General features: G+C 53.2%; 17 protein-coding genes and 6 tRNA genes. 14 read left to right on the top strand and 9 right to left on the bottom strand.

Features of this window, described 5'->3' with window-relative positions; translation table 11 throughout:
* The first annotated feature begins 242 nt into the window (after positions 1 to 242).
* Positions 243 to 314 carry a membrane protein YpdK gene (ypdK, locus tag ACOTXL_RS04180; protein ID WP_099458937.1) on the top strand — a complete coding sequence of 24 codons (72 nt, stop codon included), beginning with the start codon at positions 243 to 245 and terminating at the stop codon, positions 312 to 314.
* A gap of 58 nt (positions 315 to 372) precedes the next feature.
* Here ypdK and alaC read toward each other — a convergent pair whose 3' ends face one another.
* A complete protein-coding gene (alaC, locus tag ACOTXL_RS04175) occupies positions 373 to 1,608 on the bottom strand; it encodes an alanine transaminase (RefSeq protein ID WP_017383460.1) in 1,236 nt (411 codons plus the stop codon).
* Between the two features lie 386 nt (positions 1,609 to 1,994).
* On the opposite strand from alaC, the gene ACOTXL_RS04170 reads away from it, so the two are divergent.
* Together ACOTXL_RS04170 and ACOTXL_RS04165 are read left to right on the top strand one after the other, a co-directional pair.
* Positions 1,995 to 3,692 (top strand): sensor histidine kinase, encoded by a 1,698-nt coding sequence (locus tag ACOTXL_RS04170; protein ID WP_003861356.1) that lies wholly within the window; start codon positions 1,995 to 1,997, stop codon positions 3,690 to 3,692.
* Between the two features lie 13 nt (positions 3,693 to 3,705).
* Positions 3,706 to 4,437 (top strand): LytR/AlgR family response regulator transcription factor, encoded by a 732-nt coding sequence (locus ACOTXL_RS04165; RefSeq protein ID WP_023325009.1) that lies wholly within the window; start codon positions 3,706 to 3,708, stop codon positions 4,435 to 4,437.
* Between the two features lie 35 nt (positions 4,438 to 4,472).
* Here ACOTXL_RS04165 and glk read toward each other — a convergent pair whose 3' ends face one another.
* Positions 4,473 to 5,438, bottom strand: coding sequence for a glucokinase (gene glk / locus ACOTXL_RS04160; RefSeq protein ID WP_003861352.1), 966 nt, complete (start codon positions 5,436 to 5,438; stop codon positions 4,473 to 4,475).
* Positions 5,439 to 5,643: 205 nt separating this feature from the next.
* Between glk and ACOTXL_RS04155 the strand changes: the two genes are divergently transcribed.
* The gene (locus ACOTXL_RS04155) at positions 5,644 to 6,879 is read left to right on the top strand and encodes an ion channel protein (RefSeq protein ID WP_003861350.1); all 1,236 of its coding nucleotides are present in this window, start codon (positions 5,644 to 5,646) and stop codon (positions 6,877 to 6,879) included.
* Here ACOTXL_RS04155 and ipdC read toward each other — a convergent pair whose 3' ends face one another.
* A complete protein-coding gene (gene ipdC / locus ACOTXL_RS04150) occupies positions 6,880 to 8,538 on the bottom strand; it encodes an indolepyruvate decarboxylase (protein WP_022651551.1) in 1,659 nt (552 codons plus the stop codon). It lies immediately after the preceding gene.
* A gap of 186 nt (positions 8,539 to 8,724) precedes the next feature.
* Here ipdC and mgrA point away from each other — a divergent pair, with 186 nt between their 5' ends.
* Both mgrA and ypeC read left to right on the top strand, forming a co-directional pair.
* Positions 8,725 to 9,723: an L-glyceraldehyde 3-phosphate reductase gene (gene mgrA, locus ACOTXL_RS04145; RefSeq protein ID WP_022651552.1), complete on the top strand. Its 999-nt coding sequence runs from the start codon at positions 8,725 to 8,727 to the stop codon at positions 9,721 to 9,723.
* A gap of 126 nt (positions 9,724 to 9,849) precedes the next feature.
* Positions 9,850 to 10,197 carry a DUF2502 domain-containing protein YpeC gene (gene ypeC / locus ACOTXL_RS04140; protein ID WP_045345823.1) on the top strand — a complete coding sequence of 116 codons (348 nt, stop codon included), beginning with the start codon at positions 9,850 to 9,852 and terminating at the stop codon, positions 10,195 to 10,197.
* Positions 10,198 to 10,230: 33 nt separating this feature from the next.
* Here the strand turns inward: ypeC and ACOTXL_RS04135 are convergent, their stop codons facing one another.
* Positions 10,231 to 11,469 carry an Nramp family divalent metal transporter gene (locus ACOTXL_RS04135; protein WP_003861343.1) on the bottom strand — a complete coding sequence of 413 codons (1,239 nt, stop codon included), beginning with the start codon at positions 11,467 to 11,469 and terminating at the stop codon, positions 10,231 to 10,233.
* A gap of 345 nt (positions 11,470 to 11,814) precedes the next feature.
* Between ACOTXL_RS04135 and nupC the strand changes: the two genes are divergently transcribed.
* Positions 11,815 to 13,002: a nucleoside permease NupC gene (gene nupC, locus ACOTXL_RS04130; protein WP_003861341.1), complete on the top strand. Its 1,188-nt coding sequence runs from the start codon at positions 11,815 to 11,817 to the stop codon at positions 13,000 to 13,002.
* A 45-nt stretch (positions 13,003 to 13,047) separates the two neighbouring features.
* On the opposite strand, the gene ACOTXL_RS04125 is transcribed toward nupC, so the two are convergent.
* From ACOTXL_RS04125 to ACOTXL_RS04115, 3 genes are all read right to left on the bottom strand, one after another.
* Positions 13,048 to 15,237 carry an EAL domain-containing protein gene (locus tag ACOTXL_RS04125; protein ID WP_045343764.1) on the bottom strand — a complete coding sequence of 730 codons (2,190 nt, stop codon included), beginning with the start codon at positions 15,235 to 15,237 and terminating at the stop codon, positions 13,048 to 13,050.
* 211 nt (positions 15,238 to 15,448) lie between these two features.
* Positions 15,449 to 15,524, bottom strand: a tRNA-Ala gene (locus ACOTXL_RS04120).
* Between the two features lie 41 nt (positions 15,525 to 15,565).
* Positions 15,566 to 15,641, bottom strand: a tRNA-Ala gene (locus ACOTXL_RS04115).
* Between the two features lie 217 nt (positions 15,642 to 15,858).
* Between ACOTXL_RS04115 and ACOTXL_RS04110 the strand changes: the two genes are divergently transcribed.
* Both ACOTXL_RS04110 and ACOTXL_RS04105 read left to right on the top strand, forming a co-directional pair.
* Positions 15,859 to 16,218 (top strand): YfeC-like transcriptional regulator, encoded by a 360-nt coding sequence (locus ACOTXL_RS04110; RefSeq protein ID WP_003861339.1) that lies wholly within the window; start codon positions 15,859 to 15,861, stop codon positions 16,216 to 16,218.
* A 1-nt stretch (position 16,219) separates the two neighbouring features.
* Entirely contained in the window at positions 16,220 to 16,606 is a 387-nt protein-coding gene (locus tag ACOTXL_RS04105; protein ID WP_045350207.1) for a YfeC-like transcriptional regulator, read from the top strand.
* A 52-nt stretch (positions 16,607 to 16,658) separates the two neighbouring features.
* Here the strand turns inward: ACOTXL_RS04105 and gltX are convergent, their stop codons facing one another.
* Positions 16,659 to 18,074, bottom strand: coding sequence for a glutamate--tRNA ligase (gltX, locus tag ACOTXL_RS04100; protein ID WP_003861336.1), 1,416 nt, complete (start codon positions 18,072 to 18,074; stop codon positions 16,659 to 16,661).
* A gap of 258 nt (positions 18,075 to 18,332) precedes the next feature.
* Here gltX and ACOTXL_RS04095 point away from each other — a divergent pair.
* The 5 genes from ACOTXL_RS04095 to ACOTXL_RS04075 all read left to right on the top strand — a co-directional run bounded on the left by ACOTXL_RS04095 (position 18,333) and on the right by ACOTXL_RS04075 (position 19,189).
* Positions 18,333 to 18,408, top strand: a tRNA-Val gene (locus ACOTXL_RS04095).
* A gap of 41 nt (positions 18,409 to 18,449) precedes the next feature.
* Positions 18,450 to 18,525 (top strand) — tRNA-Val (locus tag ACOTXL_RS04090).
* A 29-nt stretch (positions 18,526 to 18,554) separates the two neighbouring features.
* A tRNA-Val gene (locus ACOTXL_RS04085) sits at positions 18,555 to 18,630 on the top strand.
* 4 nt (positions 18,631 to 18,634) lie between these two features.
* Positions 18,635 to 18,710: transfer RNA gene (locus ACOTXL_RS04080), tRNA-Lys, on the top strand.
* A 137-nt stretch (positions 18,711 to 18,847) separates the two neighbouring features.
* Positions 18,848 to 19,189 carry a FlxA-like family protein gene (locus ACOTXL_RS04075; RefSeq protein ID WP_003861333.1) on the top strand — a complete coding sequence of 114 codons (342 nt, stop codon included), beginning with the start codon at positions 18,848 to 18,850 and terminating at the stop codon, positions 19,187 to 19,189.
* On the opposite strand, the gene ACOTXL_RS04070 is transcribed toward ACOTXL_RS04075, so the two are convergent.
* Positions 19,180 to 20,121 (bottom strand): LysR family transcriptional regulator, encoded by a 942-nt coding sequence (locus tag ACOTXL_RS04070; protein ID WP_003861331.1) that lies wholly within the window; start codon positions 20,119 to 20,121, stop codon positions 19,180 to 19,182. The two genes, ACOTXL_RS04075 and ACOTXL_RS04070, sit on opposite strands and share 10 nt — an antisense overlap.
* Positions 20,122 to 20,183 lie beyond the last annotated feature (62 nt).

Raw genomic sequence — 20,183 nt, 5'->3', positions numbered from 1 at the left:
ACTGTCGCCGTTCCACGACACTCGTAAGTGTCGGAAATTATTTAAAAAAATGCCTCTTGTCACTCCTGAAATTTAGGCGTACATTAGCGCCGTCTGGCGACAGGAAAGCACAGAATTCAGAGCTGAAGTTAGCGACGTAACGGGATAATTCCGATTTCCCCTTTCGCATGATTTCAACTCTCTATACTCAGTTGGACTCTGTTTTTTTAATGCGTACCGGAAGATACGCGGAGCGATGAAACGTGAAATATTTCTTTATGGGCATTTCGGTTATTGTTTTAGTTTGGGCCGGAACGTTTGCTCTGATGATCTAGTTAAGAAAATGCAGTCAAAAAAACAGGCGCCGTTGGCGCCTGTTTTTTTTGGGGTCTGTTACGACTCGGGTTGTTCCGCAACGCTCTTCGCTGCAAGCAGGCCATCCGCACGGAACATGCTTTTAATGCCCCGCACTGCCTGACGGATACGGTCGCTGTTTTCAATCAGCGCGAAACGCACATGCGTGTCACCGTAGTCACCAAAGCCAATGCCTGGAGAGACGCAAACCTTCGCATCCTGAAGCAGTTTTTTGGCAAATTCCAGAGAACCCATCGCCGCATACGGCTCGGGGATTTTCGCCCAGACGTACATGGAGGCTTTAGGCATTTCCACCATCCAGCCTGCTTCATGAAGCCCTTTTACCAGCACATCACGACGGCGTTTGTACTGAGCGGCAATATCGAGTACGCACTGCTGATCCCCTTCCAGCGCCGCGATGGCCGCGACCTGTAACGGCGTAAAGGTGCCATAGTCATGGTAGCTTTTAATACGCGCCAGGGCACTCACCAGCGTTTTGTTTCCCACCATAAAACCAATTCGCCAGCCCGCCATGTTGTAGCTTTTCGACAGGGTGAAAAACTCAACCGCCACATCACGGGCACCCGGTACCTGCATAATTGACGGCGCTTTCCAGCCATCATAAACGATATCGGCGTAGGCGAGATCGTGTACCACCAGCACGTCGTAACGCTTAGCCAGCGCGACCACTTTCTCGAAGAATTCGAGTTCAACGCATTGTGCCGTTGGGTTTGACGGGAAACCGAGGATCATCATTTTCGGCTTCGGATAGCTTTCACGAATCGCCCGTTCCAGCTCGTTAAAGAAGTCGACGCCTTCCACCAGCGGGACAGAACGCACCTGCGCCCCGGCAATCACCGCCCCATAGATGTGAATCGGGTAGCTCGGATTCGGCACCAGTACGGTATCGCCGTGATCCAGCGTCGCCAGCATCAGGTGGGCCAGCCCCTCTTTGGAGCCAATGGTCACAATCGCTTCACTTTCAGGATCGATATCGACCTGATAACGATCCTGATACCAGCGGGAGATCGCCCGACGTAAGCGTGGAATGCCGCGCGAGGTGGAATACCCATGGGTATCGGGACGCTGGGCAACCGTGCAGAGTTTCTCAACGATATGCGGCGGCGTTGGGCCGTCAGGGTTACCCATACTGAAATCGATAATGTCTTCGCCGCGCCGACGCGCAGCCATTTTCAGTTCAGCAGTGATATTGAAAACATAAGGGGGGAGACGATCGATACGCGTAAAACGGCGTTCAGGACTGAATTCAGCCATAGATTCCTCAGAGTCACGTTAGCGCCCGGACCGTCCGAGCGACGCTGCCACCCGTGTGGCATGCTTAGAAAATAACCTGAAGAAAAAGAGGCTGTCGAGAGGATAACGGCAAAACAATATTTTGCGCTAAAACGGGAATGCGATTGCAGTGAAAAGCGGAACTCCTATCGCGAACAGGCAGTTTTAAGCTCTACAATTTAACACAATATTTTCAGTATCGTTACCTGACGTTTCTCCCCAAACGGAAAAGCGCCGGCTTTCAGTCAAAAGCCATCAATCCCCTTTGAGAATTATGGTTTTTCCCCATTTGATAAATCTGATGGATAGCTGGTCATCAGGCCCTATGTTTTCTATCATAGATTTTTCCCGTTTTCCCAGGCCTGACCGTGCACGAAATCTTCAATATGCTCCTCGCGGTGTTCGACCGCGCGGCATTAATGCTGATCTGTCTCTTTTTCCTTATCCGCATCCGCTTGTTCCGCGAACTGTTGCATAAATCTGCCCATTCGCCAAAAGAGCTGCTGGCCGTCACGTTTATCTTTTCGATGTTTGCCCTGTTCAGCACCTGGTCCGGGGTGCCGGTAGAAGGCTCGCTGGTGAACGTGCGCATCATCGCCGTCATGTCGGGCGGGATCCTCTTTGGTCCCTGGGTCGGGATTATCACAGGCATTATCGCTGGCACCCATCGATACCTGATTGATATTGGCGGCGTGACGGCAGTCCCCTGCTTTATCACCAGCATTATTGCCGGGCTGCTCTCGGGCTGGATTAACCGCAAAATCCCGAAAAAGCAGCACTGGCGTGCAGGGATTATCGCGGGGATGGTCTGCGAAACGCTGACCATGATCCTGGTCATCGTCTGGGCGCCAACCGTTGCGCTGGGGCTGGATATCGTCTCGAAGATCGGTATTCCGATGATCCTCGGGAGCGTCTGTATCGGTTTTATCGTGCTGCTGGTGCAAAGCGTGGAAGGTGAAAAAGAGGCCAGCGCCGCGCGTCAGGCCAAGCTGGCGCTGGATATCGCCAACAAGACGCTGCCGCTTTTCCGGCACGTTAACGCCGAATCTTTACGTCAGGTTTGCGATATCATCCGCCGTGATATTCACGCCGATGCGGTCGCTATCACCAATATTGATCACGTGCTGGCTTACGTTGGCGTTGGTGAGCACAATTATCGCGACAGCGACGACACCATCAGCCCGACCACCAGACAGGCGATTAACTACGGAAAAATCATCATTAAAAACAATGACGAAGCCCACCGGACGCCAGAGATCCACTCAATGCTGGTGATCCCGCTGTGGGAAAAAGGCGTGGTCACGGGGACGCTGAAAATTTACTACTGTCATGCGCACCAAATCACCTCCTCGCTCCAGGAGATGGCGATTGGCCTGTCGCAGATCATCTCCACTCAACTTGAGGTTTCGCGTGCAGAGCAGCTGCGCGAGATGGCAAATAAGGCAGAGCTGCGCGCCCTGCAAAGCAAGATCAATCCCCATTTCCTGTTTAACGCGCTGAACGCTATCTCCTCTTCCATCCGTCTGAATCCGGATACCGCGCGGCAGCTGATATTTAATCTGTCGCGCTATCTTCGCTACAACATTGAGCTAAAAGACGACGAGCAGATCGACATCAAAAAAGAGCTGTATCAAATCAAGGATTACATCGCGATCGAGCAGGCTCGCTTTGGCGATAAGCTGACGGTCATTTACGATATTGATGAAGAGGTCAACTGCGTGATCCCAAGCCTGCTGATCCAGCCTCTGGTGGAAAACGCCATTGTTCACGGTATTCAGCCGTGTAAAGGCAAAGGCGTGGTAACAATTAGCGTAACGGAAAGCGGTAACCGCGTGCGTATCGCCGTGCGCGATACCGGGCACGGCATCGATCCGAAAGTTATCGAACGCGTCAAATCAAACGAAATGCCGGGCAACAAGATCGGACTGCTGAATGTGCATCACCGGGTCAAACTGCTGTACGGTGACGGGCTGCATATTCACCGCCTTGAGCCGGGCACCGAAATTGCCTTTTATGTTCCGAATGAGCGAACGCCCGTGAATGCCCCCATATCCTTGTTGCCGTAGGCCGGAGTAACAGATGAAAGTCATCATCGTAGAAGATGAATTTCTGGCTCAACAGGAGTTGAGCTGGCTTATCAAAACCCACAGCCAGATGGAGATTGTTGGCTGTTTTGAGGATGGTCTGGACGTGCTGAAATTTTTACAGCATAACCGGGTCGACGCGATATTCCTCGATATTAATATTCCGTCGCTGGACGGCGTCCTGCTGGCGCAAAATATCAATCAGTTCGCCCACAAGCCGTTTATTGTGTTTGTCACCGCGTGGAAAGAGCATGCCGTGGAGGCCTTCGAGCTTGAGGCGTTTGACTATATTCTAAAGCCGTACCAGGAGTCGCGTATTATCAGCATGCTGCATAAGCTGGAAGCCGCGTGGCAGCAGCAGTCCTTACCCGCCAGTGCCAGCCCGGTAGCGCGGGAAAACGACACAATTAATCTGGTGAAGGACGAACGGATCATCGTCACGCCTGTCGACGATATTTACTATGCCGAAGCGCATGAAAAAATGACATTTGTCTATACGCGGCGTGAATCCTACGTCATGGCGATGAACATCACCGAATTCTGCAATAAACTCCCGGCCGCCCACTTCTTCCGCTGCCACCGCTCGTTCTGCGTCAACCTGAACAAGATCCGCGAAATCGAACCCTGGTTTAACAACACCTATATATTGCGGCTGAAGGATCTGGATTTTCAGGTGCCGGTAAGCCGCAGCAGAGTGAAAGAGTTCCGCCAGCTCATGCACCTGTAGCACGTTCCCTCTCCCGCAGGAGAGGGAAATGAGCGTCAGAGGATCTGACCAAGAACCTGACGCAGATGCGCGCCGGATCCCAGTAAGCCTGGGTTGTCGTGGACAATCAGGTAAACAGGAATGTCCTGGACATAGCTCCTGAAGCGGCCTTTGTCTTCGAAGCCGCCACGGAAGCCGGAGGCGGTAAAGAAATCGAGGAAGCGCGGCACGATCCCGCCCGCAATATAGACCCCGCCAAAGGTGCCAAGGTTCAGCGCCAGGTTGCCGCCAAAACGCCCCATGATGACGCAGAACAGCGACAAAGCACGGCGGCAGTCAATACAGCTGTCGGCCAGCGCGCGTTCGGTCACATCTTTCGGTTGCAGATTTTCCGGCAGACGACCGTCTGATTTGACAATCGCCCGATACAGGTTCACCAGACCCGGACCAGAAAGCACCCGCTCGGCCGACACGTGACCAATCTCGGCGCGTAGCTCCTCAAGAATAATGCCCTCTTCTTCGCTGTTCGGCGCAAAATCCACGTGACCGCCCTCGCCCGGCAGGCTGACCCAGCGTTTGTCGACGTGGACCAGGTGCGCCACCCCCAGACCGGTTCCCGCGCCGTAAACGGCAATCGGTTTGCCTTCAACCGGGGCCGTACCGCCGAACTGAATCAGATGCTCTGGTTTAAGCATTGGGATAGCCATGGAAACCGCAGTGAAGTCGTTGATAATTTCAAGGTGCGAGAAGCCGAGGTTTTTCCGCATTTCGGCAATTGAGAAGGCCCACGTGTGGTTGGTCATCGCCACCCAGTCGCCGGTAATCGGACAGGCGATGGCGATACAACCGTCTTCAACGCTCACTTTATGCTCTTCCAGATAGACGCGAACCACCGCTTCCAGGCTTGGGTAATCCAGCCCTGAATAGGTTTTCGCCTGAGAAATTTCACCGCTGTTCACATCGCACAGGGCAAGGCGCGCGTTGGTGCCGCCTACATCACCTACCAAAGCATACTTTGTCATTCTTCTACTGCTCCGCTAAAGTCAGAATAAATCTTTGGGACACTGTAAATTCAAGGCGTGATAACAACAACGACCAGAAGGTGACTGCCCATGGATTATCGATCTTCGTCACATAATAACTTTACCGTTTCAGCACCTTTTGCACTATTGCCACAATGCTGATTGTGCAAAGTAACGTTAAGCCGTTTTGTACAAGGAAATCATCATGCTCCATCCGCGAGCCAGAACCATGCTGTTATTGGCTGTCCCGGCGCTGATTATTGGCGTGGCGTCGAGCCTGGTGCTCATCGTCGTCATGAAAGTGGCGGCGGTGCTGCAAACGATTTTATGGACCGCGCTTCCGGTAAAACTCGGCATCAGCATTGACTCGCCGGGCTGGATCATGGTGATGCTGACCCTGACCGGGATTGCCGTAGGGCTGGTGATCCGCTATAGCCCGGGCCATGCCGGGCCGGACCCGGCACTGGAACCCTTGATTGGCGCGCCTGTCTCCCCCTCGGCTCTGCCGGGGCTTATCATCGCGCTGATAATCGGTCTTGCGGGCGGCGTAAGCCTCGGGCCTGAACATCCCATTATGGCGGTGAATATCGCGCTGGCGGTCTTTCTGGGGGCGCGTCTTTTCCCGCGCGTTGGCGCGCTGGACTGGACGATCCTGGCCTCCGCTGGCACCATCGGGGCGCTGTTTGGCACTCCGGTCGCGGCTGCGCTCATTTTTTCGCAAACGCTCAGCAGTGATCATGAGGTGCCGCTTTGGGATAAACTCTTCGCGCCGCTAATGGCCGCCGCTGCGGGAGCCCTCACCACCAGCCTGTTTTTCCATCCCCATTTTTCACTCTCCATTCCCCACTACGGCCAGATGCAACTCACCGATATTTTCAGCGGCGCCGTCGTCGTCGCGATCGCCATTGCGTTGGGGATGGTCGCGGTGTGGTGTCTTCCTCGCCTGCATCGCCTGATGCACAGGCTGAAGCATCCGGTGCTGATTCTGGGCATGGGGGGTTTTATTCTGGGCGTTTTAGGCGCTATCGGCGGGACGGTTACGCTGTTTAAGGGTCTGGACGAGATGCAGCAGCTGGCCTTCAGCCAGGTCTTCAGCGTCTCAGATTATCTGCTGTTCGCGCTGGTGAAACTGGCGGCGCTGGTGGTCGCGGCGGCCTGTGGTTTCCGGGGAGGTCGTATCTTCCCGGCGGTATTTGTTGGCGTCGCGCTGGGGCTGATGCTGCATGAGCACGTTGACGCTGTCCCTGCGGCGATTACCGTCTCCTGCTCCATTCTGGGGCTGGTACTGGTGGTCACGCGCGATGCGTGGCTGAGCCTGTTTATGGCGGCCGTTGTCGTGCCGGATACCACGCTTCTGCCGCTGCTCTGTATCGTGATGTTGCCCGCCTGGCTCCTGCTGGCGGGCAAACCGATGCTGATGGCATGGCGAAACGACAGGTAATCAGGCGTTATTGCGCGCCTCCAGCGCTTTGGTCAGCGCGCTCAGCAGCGGCGGAATATCGGCTTTCGGCAGCATGACCTCGATCAGCGAAAGCCGCTCATGGTGTGCCACTTTATCCAGCACCTCCGCCAGCGCTTCCGCTTCGCTGACGCGCCAGCACTCTGCCTGAGGCGCCAGGCTCAGCGCCTGCGGTATCTGCGTCCAGTTCCAGAGGGCAATATCGTTATAGCGCTGCTCCGGCCCGTGGATGGCCCTTTCCACCGTGTATCCTTCGTTGTTAAGCACCAGAATAATCGGGCGCTGCTTGTCGCGCAGCATGGATCCCAGCTCCTGAATGGTCAACTGCGCGGCGCCGTCGCCCGTCAGGACAATCACGCGTCGATTCGGACACGCCGTTTGCGCGCCAAACGCCGCCGCCAGCGTGTAGCCAATCGATCCCCACAGCGGCTGGACGATAAAGTTCACGTCCGCCGGTAAACGCAGATCGATAGCGCCGAAAGCAGACGTCCCCTGGTCAGCCAGAATAATGTCTCCGGGGCGAATAAACGTTTGCAGGGTACGCCAGAAGCTCTCCTGAGTCAGCGCCCCTTCAATAGTCGGGAACGAAAAGCCGCTGTGATCCGATGGCGCTCGCGTATCACGAACATAGGTTTTACACAGCGCTGTCAGCGTTTCAATGGCCTCCCTCATCGGGATACCCGTAAACCAGACGTCGCCGACGCGGGACGCGTGAGGCTGAACCTCTATCGTCTGGTCTGGCGTAAGCTGGTGGGTAAATCCGGCAGTGAGCGTATCGGTAAAGCGCGTGCCAATGCACAGCACCGTATCAGCACCCTCGATGGCCTCTTTGACCGGCGCGGCGCTCGCCGATCCGCTGTAGGTGCCGTAAAAACCGCTCTGTCGTTCGTCAAAAATTCCCTTGCCCATCAGCATGGTGGCGTGTGCCATCGGCACCTCTTTCACCCACGTCTGAAGGGCCGCGCGCAGACCGTGGCGGAGTACCAGGAAGTCCGCTAACAGCGCGGTGCGTTTGCTCGTAGACAAGCGCTTTTCGGCAGCCTCACGGAACGCCTGCAAGCAGGCTGAATCGGCCGGTGCGGGGTTAACAGTGAGAGCGCTTACAGGAGGTGTAGCGGCTTTTTTCGCCACATCGGCGGGCAGCATCAGATAGCCCGGACGGCGCTCCCGCAGCATGGTGGTCAGGACTCTGTCAATTTCATAGCAGGCGTTTTGTTCCGTAAGCACCGCCTGCGCAACGGTGATGGGTTCGCTCATATGATAGAAGTGGCGGAACTCGCCGTCGCCCAACGTATGGTGCAGTAACTCTCCTCGCTGCTGCGCCGCCATACCCGGGGCCCCTACAATATGGAGGACGGGAACATGTTCGGCAAAGCTGCCCGCCACACCGTTCATGGCGCTTAACTCCCCAACGCCGAATGTCGTCAGGAGTGCGGCAAAGCCCTTACAGCGGGCATAGCCGTCTGCGGCGTAAGACGCGTTCAGTTCGTTGGCACAGCCCACCCAGCAGATGTCCGGGCTGTCTATCACGTGATCGAGAAATTGCAGGTTATAGTCGCCCGGCACGCCAAACAGATGATCGGCACCACAATCTGTTAGTCGGTCCAGCAGGTAATCGGCGACGCAATAGGGGGTACGCATATTATAAGTGTCCTTCTGACGTTGACCTCACTCTGAGTATTAAATAAGCGTGAAGCGTGTCCAGAATTGACGACAATCAGGGGCTGGAAAGAATGCTTTACGAAAAAAGCTGCGATATGCTCATTTTCTTCAGATTAGTGTAAACGTATACACGGATGTTTCTTTCCAGCGCCAGAGGTCTCACAAATGGGTTATCAGCCTGACAAAAATCGTTATCAGACAATGCAATATCGCCGCTGTGGGCAAAGCGGTCTTAAGCTTCCCGCCATCTCGTTGGGGCTGTGGCATAATTTTGGCGACGCGACGTTGCTCGAAAACAGCCGTCAACTTTTACAGCGTGCTTTCAATTTGGGTATTACGCATTTTGACCTTGCCAATAATTACGGCCCGCCTCCTGGTTCGGCCGAACGTAATTTTGGGCGCATTTTGCAGGAGGATTTCCTGCCCTGGCGCGATGAGCTGATCATCTCCACTAAAGCGGGCTACACCATGTGGGACGGGCCTTACGGTGACTGGGGCTCGCGTAAATATCTGATCGCAAGCCTGGACCAGAGCCTCAAGCGTATGGGGCTGGAGTATGTCGATATCTTCTATCACCACCGCCCGGATCCACACACGCCGCTACGTGAAACCATGAAAGCGCTTGACCATGTGGTGCGTCAGGGCAAAGCGCTGTACATCGGTCTGTCCAACTACCCGGCAGAAATGGCACGGCAGGCGATTGAAATAATGGAGGATCTGGGCACGCCATGTTTGATCCACCAGCCGAAGTACTCCATGTTTGAACGTGCGCCTGAAGAGGGGTTGCTGGACGTGTTGCAGCAAAAAGGGGTGGGATGTATCCCCTTCTCTCCCCTGGCGGGCGGACAGTTGACCGATCGCTATCTGAACGGCATCCCAGCGGATTCTCGCGCAGCAAGCGGCAGTAAGTTCCTTAATCCGGAACAGATCACCGACAAAAAGCTGGAAAAGGTACGTAAGCTGAATGCGCTGGCGGAAAAACGGGGGCAAAAGCTGTCGCAAATGGCACTGGCCTGGATCCTGCGCCACGATGCGGTGACATCCGTGCTCATCGGCGCAAGCAAGACCGGACAAATTGATGATGCAGCAGGCGTGCTTGAAAATTGTCGGTTCACGGCAGAAGAGCTCAAGACGATAGATACGATCCTGTCCAGTTCAGATTAAAAACACTTTTAGCAAAAAGTGCTCTCGTTCATGATTTAGGAGTTGAGGCGATGAAACGAATGTTTACCAACTCGTAAAATTGCGTTAACAGGTCGCACAGCGGCCCCGATCGTGAAGGAGAAGAGTATGTTCAGGTCACTGATTCTTGCAGCGGTATTACTGGCTTCGGCCCCGCTGGTCGCCAATGCGGGCGAAATCACCCTGTTGCCATCGATTAAATTACAAATTGGCGATCGTGATGACTACGGCAGATACTGGGACGGTGGCTACTGGCGCGACCGTGACTACTGGCATCGCCATTATGAATGGCGTCAAAACCGCTGGTGGAAACACGATAACGGCTATCACCGTGGCTGGGATAAGCGTAAGGCTTACGAACGCGGCTACCGCGAAGGCTGGAAAGATCGTGACGACCGCCGTGGCGGCTGGGGTCACGGAAAAGGCAGAGGCCACGGTCACGACCATCACCATTAACAACAAAAAGGAGCCTTCCGGCTCCTTTTTCTTTTACAGGCCTGCGGCTGTGCCTATCAGCAACCACAAGTTTAACGCCACCACCACGACCACAATGGCCCACCCGGCGCGTTTCACCCACGTCGAATTCACCAGATCGCCCATCAGTGATTTGTTGCTGGTGAAGATCAGCAGCGGCACCAGCGCCAGCGCAATCCCGAAACTCAGCAGCACCTGACTCATCACCAGAATGCGGGTCGGATCCAGTCCCATCAGGATCACAACAAAGGAAGGCAGCATCGTGACCGAGCGGCGAACCCACAGCGGAATATGGAAACGTACGAACCCCTGCATCACCACCTGCCCGGCCAGTGTCCCCACAACCGTAGATGAAAGGCCCGCAGCAACCAGGCTTAAACCAAAAATAGTGGCAGCGGCATGACTCAGCAACGGCTCCAGCGTCAGGTAAGCCTGGTCAAGATCGGCAACCCCGGTATGCCCGTTAAAGTGGAACGCGGCGGCGGCGGTGGCCATCATCGCCAGATTCACAAATCCGGCAATGGTCATCGCGATAGCCACATCCCATTTCGAGGCGGAGTAGCGCTCTTTACTCGTCCCGCCATGCAGATTCTGGGTTAATGAAGAGTGTAGATAAATGACGTGCGGCATAATTGTCGCCCCCAGCACCCCGGCAGCCAGAAAAACGGCTTCAGAAGTAGGTAACGACGGGATCACCATCCCTTTCGTCAGCTGCGCCAGATTCGGCTGGGAGAAAATCAGCTCAACAATATAGGCGGCAGCGACGAACAGCAGCAGGCCGCCGATGACTTTCTCCAGCGGTTTTTGCCCCCGCCGCTGGAGCATCAGAATCAGGAAAGTGGCGATCCCGGTCAGCACGGCCCCCTGAAGCAGAGAGACGCCCAGAATAAGCTTAAAGCCGATCGCCGCCCCGATAAACTCGGCGAGATCGGTGGCCATGGCGATAATTTCCGCCTGAACCCAGTAAAACCAAACTGCCGGACGTGGATAATGATCGCGGATTTGCTCCGCCAGGTTTTTTCCGGTAGCAATACCCAGCTTCGCGGAGAGCATCTGAATCAGCATCGCCATCAGATTGGCCCAGACCACAACCCACAGCAGTTTATAGCCGAAGCTGGCCCCGGCCTGAATGTTGGTCGCAAAATTACCCGGATCGATGTAGCCAATCGCGGCAATGAATGCCGGTCCCATTAATGCGAGCCGCAGCTTGCGTGCCGCTCTGCCGCTGCTACTCTCTACGCGACTATTCGTCATTTCTGCCTCTGGAAATATAGCCTTTGCTATGTTTTATGCTATCAAAATGAGAATGATTATCAAGTTCATTTGAAATGGTTAACATGATTTCTCTGATAGCCAGGAACGATAGACAGGCAGGTGGAGCAAGGTCACAGAATGTGAAAATGCGCAGACATTTGTGAAGCGTAGCACACAAACTTAACTTTTCACTCATTTACCTAACATAACAAAAATGTATTGTTGATCACTATTTTTGAGACTCGTCACAGGATGTAACTATAGTGTGGGCTTGATCTCGTTTTCTTTGTGCTTGTTACATAGAATGTGCACGGAAATTAAACCTGCCTCATATTTGGAGCAAATATGGACCGCGTCCTTCATTTTGTCCTGGCACTTGTTGTCGTTACTGCACTTGCATTGCTGGTCAGCACAGACCGCAAAAAAATTCGTATTCGCTATGTTGTCCAGCTGCTGGTCATTGAAGTTTTACTTGCGTGGTTCTTCCTGAACTCCAACGTAGGCCTCGGCTTCGTGAAAGGCTTCTCCGAAATGTTCGAAAAACTGCTCGGATTTGCCAACGAAGGGACAAACTTCGTCTTTGGCAGCATGAACGATCAGGGTCTGGCCTTCTTCTTCCTGAAGGTACTCTGCCCTATCGTCTTCATCTCTGCCCTGATCGGTATCCTTCAGCACATCCGCGTTCTGCCGGTGGTTATCCGTGCGATCGGCTTCCTGTTATCGAAAGTTAACGGCATGGGTAAACTGGAATCCTTTAACGCAGTCAGCTCACTGATCCTCGGTCAGTCTGAGAACTTCATTGCGTATAAAGATATCCTCGGCAAGATGTCCCGTAACCGCATGTACACCATGGCGGCGACAGCAATGTCTACCGTTTCCATGTCTATCGTGGGCGCGTATATGACTATGCTGGAACCTAAATACGTGGTTGCGGCCCTGGTTCTGAATATGTTCAGCACCTTTATCGTTCTTTCGCTGATTAACCCGTACCGCGTGGATGCCAGCGAAGAGAACATTCAGATGTCTAACCTGCACGAGGGACAGAGCTTCTTCGAAATGCTGGGTGAATACATTCTGGCGGGTTTCAAGGTTGCAATTATCGTTGCCGCGATGCTGATTGGCTTTATCGCGCTGATCGCTGCGCTGAACGCCCTGTTTGCGGCCGTACTCGGTATCTCCTTCCAGGGCATTCTGGGCTATATCTTCTACCCGGTTGCCTGGGTGATGGGTGTACCGGCTCACGAAGCGTTGCAGGTGGGCAGCATCATGGCAACGAAACTGGTATCCAACGAATTCGTGGCGATGATGGATCTCCAGAAGATTGCCAGCACACTCTCCCCACGTGCGGAAGGGATCCTGTCCGTCTTCCTGGTCTCCTTCGCGAACTTCTCTTCCATCGGTATCATCGCTGGCGCGATTAAAGGCCTGAACGAAGAGCAGGGTAACGTGGTTTCTCGCTTTGGCCTGAAGCTGGTTTACGGTTCAACGCTGGTGAGCGTCCTGTCTGCCTCTATTGCAGCACTGGTTCTGTAATTCATACCGCGTAATAAAAACCGGGAGTCCTCGCTCCCGGTTTTTTTATGCTTCCAGCGCCGTCAGAGGCTGGGGTTTACCAATCAAATAGCCCTGCAAATAATCTACGCCAAATCGCAACAACATCTCGCGTTGTTCAGCCGTTTCCACATATTCAGCCACCACACACAGCGATTTCGTTTTTGCCATGTTGCAAATGGACTGCACGATCATCGCATCCATGCTGTCGGTGCAGATATCTTTCACGAAGCAACCATCGATCTTAATGATATCGGCCTCCAGCCGCTTCAGGCGCTCAAAGTTGGCATAGCCGGTACCAAAGTCGTCTATGGCAATGCGGAAGCCGTAATCACGCAGCTGCTGGATATTTTTGATGCTGCTTCCCGAGTCTGAGAAAGCCTGTTCCTCGGTGATCTCAATGATGATATTTTGCGGCGCAATGGCGTAGCGTTCAAAAAGCGCGATGATCTCAGCCGCAATCTCATTTTGCATCAGCGTCAGCGGCATCAGATTAACGGAGAAGCGCGTTCCTGCACGTCCGGACGGATGGCTGCGCATCCACATCAACAATTTTTCCAACACGTTCAGGTCAAACCGGTGGCTCAGGTTGAACTGAGCAATCAGCGGAATAAAGCGGTCAGGGGTGATGATCTCGCCATCGCTTTCCAGCCTGGAGAGGATTTCAAAGTACCCTTCCCCGCGCGCGTTGTGAATTGGCTGGGCGTAAAGGTGAAGACCGCCGATATCAAGGGCGCGTTTTATGCGGGCCAGCATTAGCACCCTGTCCGTCGTCTGACCAGAGACATCATCCAGACTGTTGGTTAACGCCAGAACGTTATGCCCGCCACAGGATTGCTCGGACAGCCAGCTCAGCTGACCCAGCGTGTGGTGCAGGCTTTCCCCATCCGGTACTTCGCCCCAGGAGGCGCCAAACTCAATGTCGAGCTCAGTCTTGTTCCAGACAATCTTACGGCTGTTCAGATGATCAACCATATATTGCAGACGTTCAGCCGTGCCCGGCCCCAACAAGACCACCACCAGCTCACTGCCTGGCAACTGAAAGAGCTTCTCGTCTTTTTGCAATAACGGTTGCAGCGACGCGGTGATCATCTTTTTACAGTGTACACGCATGAGGATGCCGTAATGACGGCTCAGAAATTCCAGATTATCCAGGCGCAGGCAGCAGATTTTGGCTTCGGGATGGTGCTGTAAAAACACTTCCAGCGCACGAATGTTAGGCAGACCGGTGAGCGGATCGGTAAGCGCCCTCTCCTGCCACCCCTGTTTCAGCCATTCACTTTTCTGATAGATCCGCGACATGTAAAGCAGGCAGATGGCGAAAGAGATCAGTACCGACAAGATAAAGGAGAGCGAGTGGCCCGATTCAACGCCATTAAGAAAATTATAATTGTAGGTCAACAACATGAGCGCCGAGGCCGCCCAGAGTAAAGAGATGAGCGCATAGCTCAGACGACCAATCCCCAGGGTAAAAAGAATAAAAACGATTGGCATCAAATAACCAGCAATAAACTGTGACTCGAAAGGCGCGCACAAAATAGCGATCATCGAGACCAACAGCATCAGCCACACAACGATAAATAACACTTTTTTGTGACAAAAGAGGGGCTTCACGCTTCGCCGCCAGAATGTTCGGGCATACCGGGGATTAATTATCATTCTTAACGGGTAGTAGAACATCATGGTGAAAATCAGGGCGGCACAAATCAGGCTTTGAATATCGATAACGTTATAAATTGCAGAGCCTTCGCCGAAATAGGAGGAGATTGTCACCGGAAAATCAAATAAATATCCCGCCAGATACATCGATAATTTGATGCCTACAGGAACCACAAATCCGAGCCAGAAAATACGTATCCCGATGTACTTATTCGGGATGCTGTGTCGCCAGCGTTTGCCCAGCATCAGACGGATGACGCCACAGGCAGCGAAGACGGCAAACGTCTGACAAATTAATAACACGGAAGATTGTAGTAATGCTAAATCAAAGTAATAAATGTTAGTAACACTAAATCCAATCAGTAAAGGAATGATTGCCCGACGTCCAAATAACAATACGATGGCGAGCATGGCGCTTAAGGGCAACCACGCTAAATAAACATCATTTTCGTTGACGATAGCGCGCGGGGAGATATAACGGGAAAAGGGGATCGTAATCAGGCTTAACGCCAGGACAATCATAAATATTTTTACATTATTGTAAATTTTTCTATTCATTAATCCGTGTGATCTATTTAACCATCGTCTTATTGACCGGATGGATAATAGGTTTATTAATTGCACGAATCAAGTTCAGGTCTATTTATAGACTTGTTTATTGATTTGGATTGAGGTGATGTATAGAAAACGACATTGCTGGCAACAAAAAGAGTCTAAACATTTTACAAGATATAAAAAAACCCCCGTCTTGCGACGAGGGTTTAAATTTTGGTGGAGCTAAGCGGGATCGAACCGCTGACCTCTTGCATGCCATGCAAGCGCTCTCCCAGCTGAGCTATAGCCCCACATGTTACTTTACCTACCGCACTCTGTTGGGTTCAGAGTTTGGTGGAGCTAAGCGGGATCGAACCGCTGACCTCCTGCATGCCATGCAGGCGCTCTCCCAGCTGAGCTATAGCCCCGTCGTAAAGCTGTCATGTTGACGGGCGGCATAATATGAATTCCGCCGCAGAGTGTCAACGGCAAATTCAACCTCCGCCTTTCAACCGCCGAAAAATCATGCAAATGAATCACTTTGCGAGCCTGCTCGCAGCCAGGAGTTAAGCTTGTCACGTTTTCACGTAAAACGGTGCTATAAAATGAACCACTAATTAACCCCACAGATATTCAGGAAATTGTATGATCAAGGAACGAATGACGCCAGAAGAGTTAGCCCTGCTGACTGGCTATAGCCGACAGACCATCAATAAATGGGTACGCAAAGAGGGTTGGATTACATCGCCAAAGCCAGGCGTTCAGGGTGGCAAGGCGCGTCTGGTACACGTCAATGAAAAAGTGCGCGACTTTATTCGCAGCGCGCGCAGGGCAACAGAGACGCCGGAACTGCCAGATACGTACCACGAGGGCTCGCTTCATGCCCTGCTCCTGACGCTGGCGAATGAAATGACGCCGGAAGAGCAAAAGCAGATGACATCGCTGTTACTGCGGGAAGGGATTACCGGCTTGTTACAACGTTTAGGGATTCGCGACCAACGCTGATATGAAAAGATTACGCAGCAAAATGACCACGGAAGAGCTGGCGGACAGTCTGGGCGTAGCCCGACAAACCGTTAATCGCTGGATACGACAGAAGGGATGGAAAACGGAGGGTATCAACGGTGTAAAAGGCGGAAGAGCGAGGGTGATATGTATTGATGCGCACGTTAAGGAGCACATCATTAGCCTTCCTGCCATTCGTAACCGTCGGGCTGTTTACCATGTGGCGGAAAGCCCTTCCCACTACGGCGTGGCAACCTCATCCAGCCTGCTTCCACAAATTATCGACTCGCTGGAAAACATGACGACTGTCGAACAGGAACGTTTGCACAAGTCGCTCGCTCGTGAAGGGTTGCAGGGTTTTCTCACGCGTCTTGGTATTGCTGAATAACAGGCATAAAAAAACGGCAGGTTACCCTGCCGTTTTTTGTATTACACGAGCATTACTGCTGGCTTTCGCGCTCAGCAATAAAGTCCAGCGCTTTGTTGATACGCGCAACGCTACGTGATTTGCCGATGGCATGAACGGTCACGTCCAGCGCCGGAGACTGGCCTGCCCCCGTCACCGCAACGCGCAGCGGCATACCGACTTTACCCATGCCAATTTCCAGCTCATCAGCGGTAGCCTGAATCGCGTGGTGAACATTTTCCGCAGTCCATTCGGTAATGGCTTCGAGTTTATCACGCACCACTTCCAGCGGCTGACGCGCAACCGGACGCAGGTGTTTCTTGGCCGCGTCGGCGTCGAACGCGTCAAACTCTTCATAGAAGTAACGGCAGCTTTCAGCAATTTCTTTCAGCGTTTTGCAACGCTCGCCAAGCAGCTTCACCAGATCCGCCAGTTCAGGGCCCGTACGGGTATCGATGTTTGCCTGTTCAATGTGCCATTGCAGATAAGTCGCTACATATTCTGGCTGCATGGTATTGATGTAGTGATGGTTCAGCCACAGCAGTTTGTCAGTGTTGAACGCGCTGGCTGATTTGCTCACCGAGTTCAGAGAGAACAGCTCGATCATCTCTTCGCGGCTGAAGATCTCCTGGTCACCATGAGCCCAGCCCAGACGCACCAGGTAGTTCAGCAGCGCTTCCGGCAGATAGCCGTCATCACGGTACTGCATCACACTCACCGCGCCATGACGTTTGGACAGCTTTTTACCGTCGTCACCGTTGATCATTGATACGTGCGCATATACCGGTACAGGCGCGTTCAACGCTTTCAGAATGTTGATCTGACGCGGGGTGTTATTGATATGGTCTTCACCACGGATCACGTGAGTGATTTCCATATCCCAGTCGTCCACAACTACGCAGAAGTTATAGGTTGGCGATCCGTCAGTACGACGAATGATGAGGTCATCCAGCTCCTGGTTGCTGAATTCGATCGGGCCACGGATCTGGTCATCAAAGATAACAGAGCCATCCTGCGGGTTAGCAAAACGCACTACGCAAGGCTCATCAGCAGCATGCTCGCTGTGGTCATGGCGGCAGCGACCGTCATAACGCGGTTTTTCGCCTTTTGCCATTTGCTCTTCGCGCAGCGCATCCAGACGCTCCCTGGAGCAGTAACACTTATAGGCCGTGCCTGCCACCAGCATCTCGTCAATTACGGCGTTATAGCGGTCAAAACGTTTGGTCTGGAAGTATGGGCCTTCGTCCCACGCCAGATTCAGCCAGTTCATCCCATCCATAATGGCTTCAATTGCTTCCGGCGTTGAGCGCTCCAGATCGGTGTCTTCAATACGCAGCACAAACTCACCGTTGTTGTGACGTGCGAAAAGCCAGGAGTAGAGAGCGGTACGTGCACCACCGACATGCAGATAGCCTGTCGGGCTCGGCGCGAAGCGAGTTTTGATTTTCATGAAATGGCCTTACGTTATAAAGATGCCGGTAATCGGCAAATTCCGGGAAGAAAACAATGGGCAATATTCTATCACTGTGGGCCGATTCCTCAATGTCGATCACTTTATCCGGTTCGAGATTGCTGTTTTTGTTTATAAATCATGCGCCACAGTCCGTTTTGCGATCGTTTTGACTAATTTTACGACGAACGAATAAAAACTTTAGAAAATGCGTTGACTCATTTTCAACTCTCCCTATAATGCGACTCCACACAGCGGGGGTGATTAGCTCAGTTGGTAGAGCATCTCCTTTACACGGAGGGGGTCGGCGGTTCGAGCCCGTCATCACCCACCATCTACTTCGGTAGACTCGCAGTGTAGATAAGAATTGAGATTGGGCGATTAGCTCAGTTGGTAGAGCATCTCCTTTACACGGAGGGGGTCGGCGGTTCGAGCCCGTCATCGCCCACCATTCTCACCTTATCGCAGCAGTTCCGAAATGGGCGATTAGCTCAGTTGGTAGAGCATCTCCTTTACACGGAGGGGGTCGGCGGTTCGAGCCCGTCATCGCCCACCATTTCGGGTCGTTAGCTCAGTTGGTAGAGCAGTTGACTTTTAATCAATTGGTCGCAGGTTCGAATCCTGCACGACCCACCAATGTAAAAAAGCGCCCTAAAGGCGCTTTTTTGCTATCTGCGATATAGCACATCCCCATTGCAGCCAGACCGCTTGTTTTACTCAAGCTCACGCCTTCTTTGCCGATACCTCTATTTTATGGCGAAAAGGATCTCAATATGACAACTCTTAAGCCCGTTTCTCTGTCGGCGATGGAAATCGGCAGCGTAGATAACAGCTCCGGCGGAAACGACATTGCTTCTCAAATCACCCGTCTGACCAAACAGATAACGAAAGTTACTCAGCAGCTCAAAGAAGTGGCCATGGGTGATGCCACAGCAGAAGAAAAGCAAAAGCAGCAAGAATTACTCGAATCTCAGCTGGCTATGTTGCAGGCACAGCTGGCGCAATTGCAGCGTCAGCAGGCCGAAGAGGCGATGCCAAAGCAGGAAAAAGGTGAGGCAGTCGCGGAAGGCATCAATAAGCCCTCCGCAGAACATCAGATTAATATCTACGTCTGATTATTGGTTTCGTTAAAAAGTGGATCGCGTGTGCGGGCCTCCATCAAACGTTCGGCCTGCATACGCACCACATCCCAGCAGGCATGCGCCGCTCCGGAAAGAGACCTGTTTTTACGGCGTACCAGCATCAGCTGGCGTTCGACACAGGGTACGAAACGCTTCACCGTTAAACGACTCCCCTGCGGCAGTGGCAGCGCCAGCGCCGGCAGAACGCTGATGCCAATCCCCGCTTCGACCATGGGGAACAGCGTGGCAGGATGCCCGATCTCCTGCACAATGGTTGCCTTAACACCCTGCGCGGTCAGTGCGGCATCTATCAGCGGGCGGCTGCCTGATGCATAATCCTGTAACACCAGGTTTGCCCCCTGCAAGGCCTGCCAGGCCACCTGCGGCAGCGATGCCAGAGGATCATCATCGCGGCAGAGCAATAAAAAGGGCTCCGAGAGTACCACTTCACATTCCAGGTCGCTTACCGCTCCGGGATCAATAACGATGCCAAAATCCACATCCCCCTGACGGATACTCTCCAGTACCCACTGCTGCGGCCTGTCATGCAAAACAAAATCAATATCCGGATAGCGGTGATTACTTTCAGCGATGCACTGGGGAATAAGATGCGCCGAAATCGTCTGGCTCGCCGCCACTCTCACGGTGCCGGAAAGCTGTTGTCCGAGCCGGCCGACATCCCTGAGCGTACTGTTCAGTTCATCCAGCAGCCTCTCCAGACGCATTGCCAGCTGCTGTCCCGCTTCGGTGAGCACCACTTCTCGCGTCGTGCGGTCGAGCAGCTTCACGCCCGTTTGCGTTTCAAGCTCCTTAACGCTATGGCTCACCGCCGACTGGCTGAGGCCAATGATCTCCCCTGCCCGGCTAAAGCTGCGGGCCTGCGCGACGGTGACGAAAACGCGAAGCTGACGTAACGAATAATTCATCTGTTTAATTCATGAATGGATGCAATAAATCAATTTTATTTCTCAAAGGGAAGAAAGCACAA

This window comes from Enterobacter cloacae complex sp. IR5402 (assembly GCF_049238125.1).
In the GTDB taxonomy this organism is placed as follows: domain Bacteria; phylum Pseudomonadota; class Gammaproteobacteria; order Enterobacterales; family Enterobacteriaceae; genus Enterobacter; species Enterobacter hormaechei_C.
The sequence above is the reverse complement of the archived record's forward strand: the minus strand, read 5'-3'. Positions and strand labels throughout refer to the sequence as shown.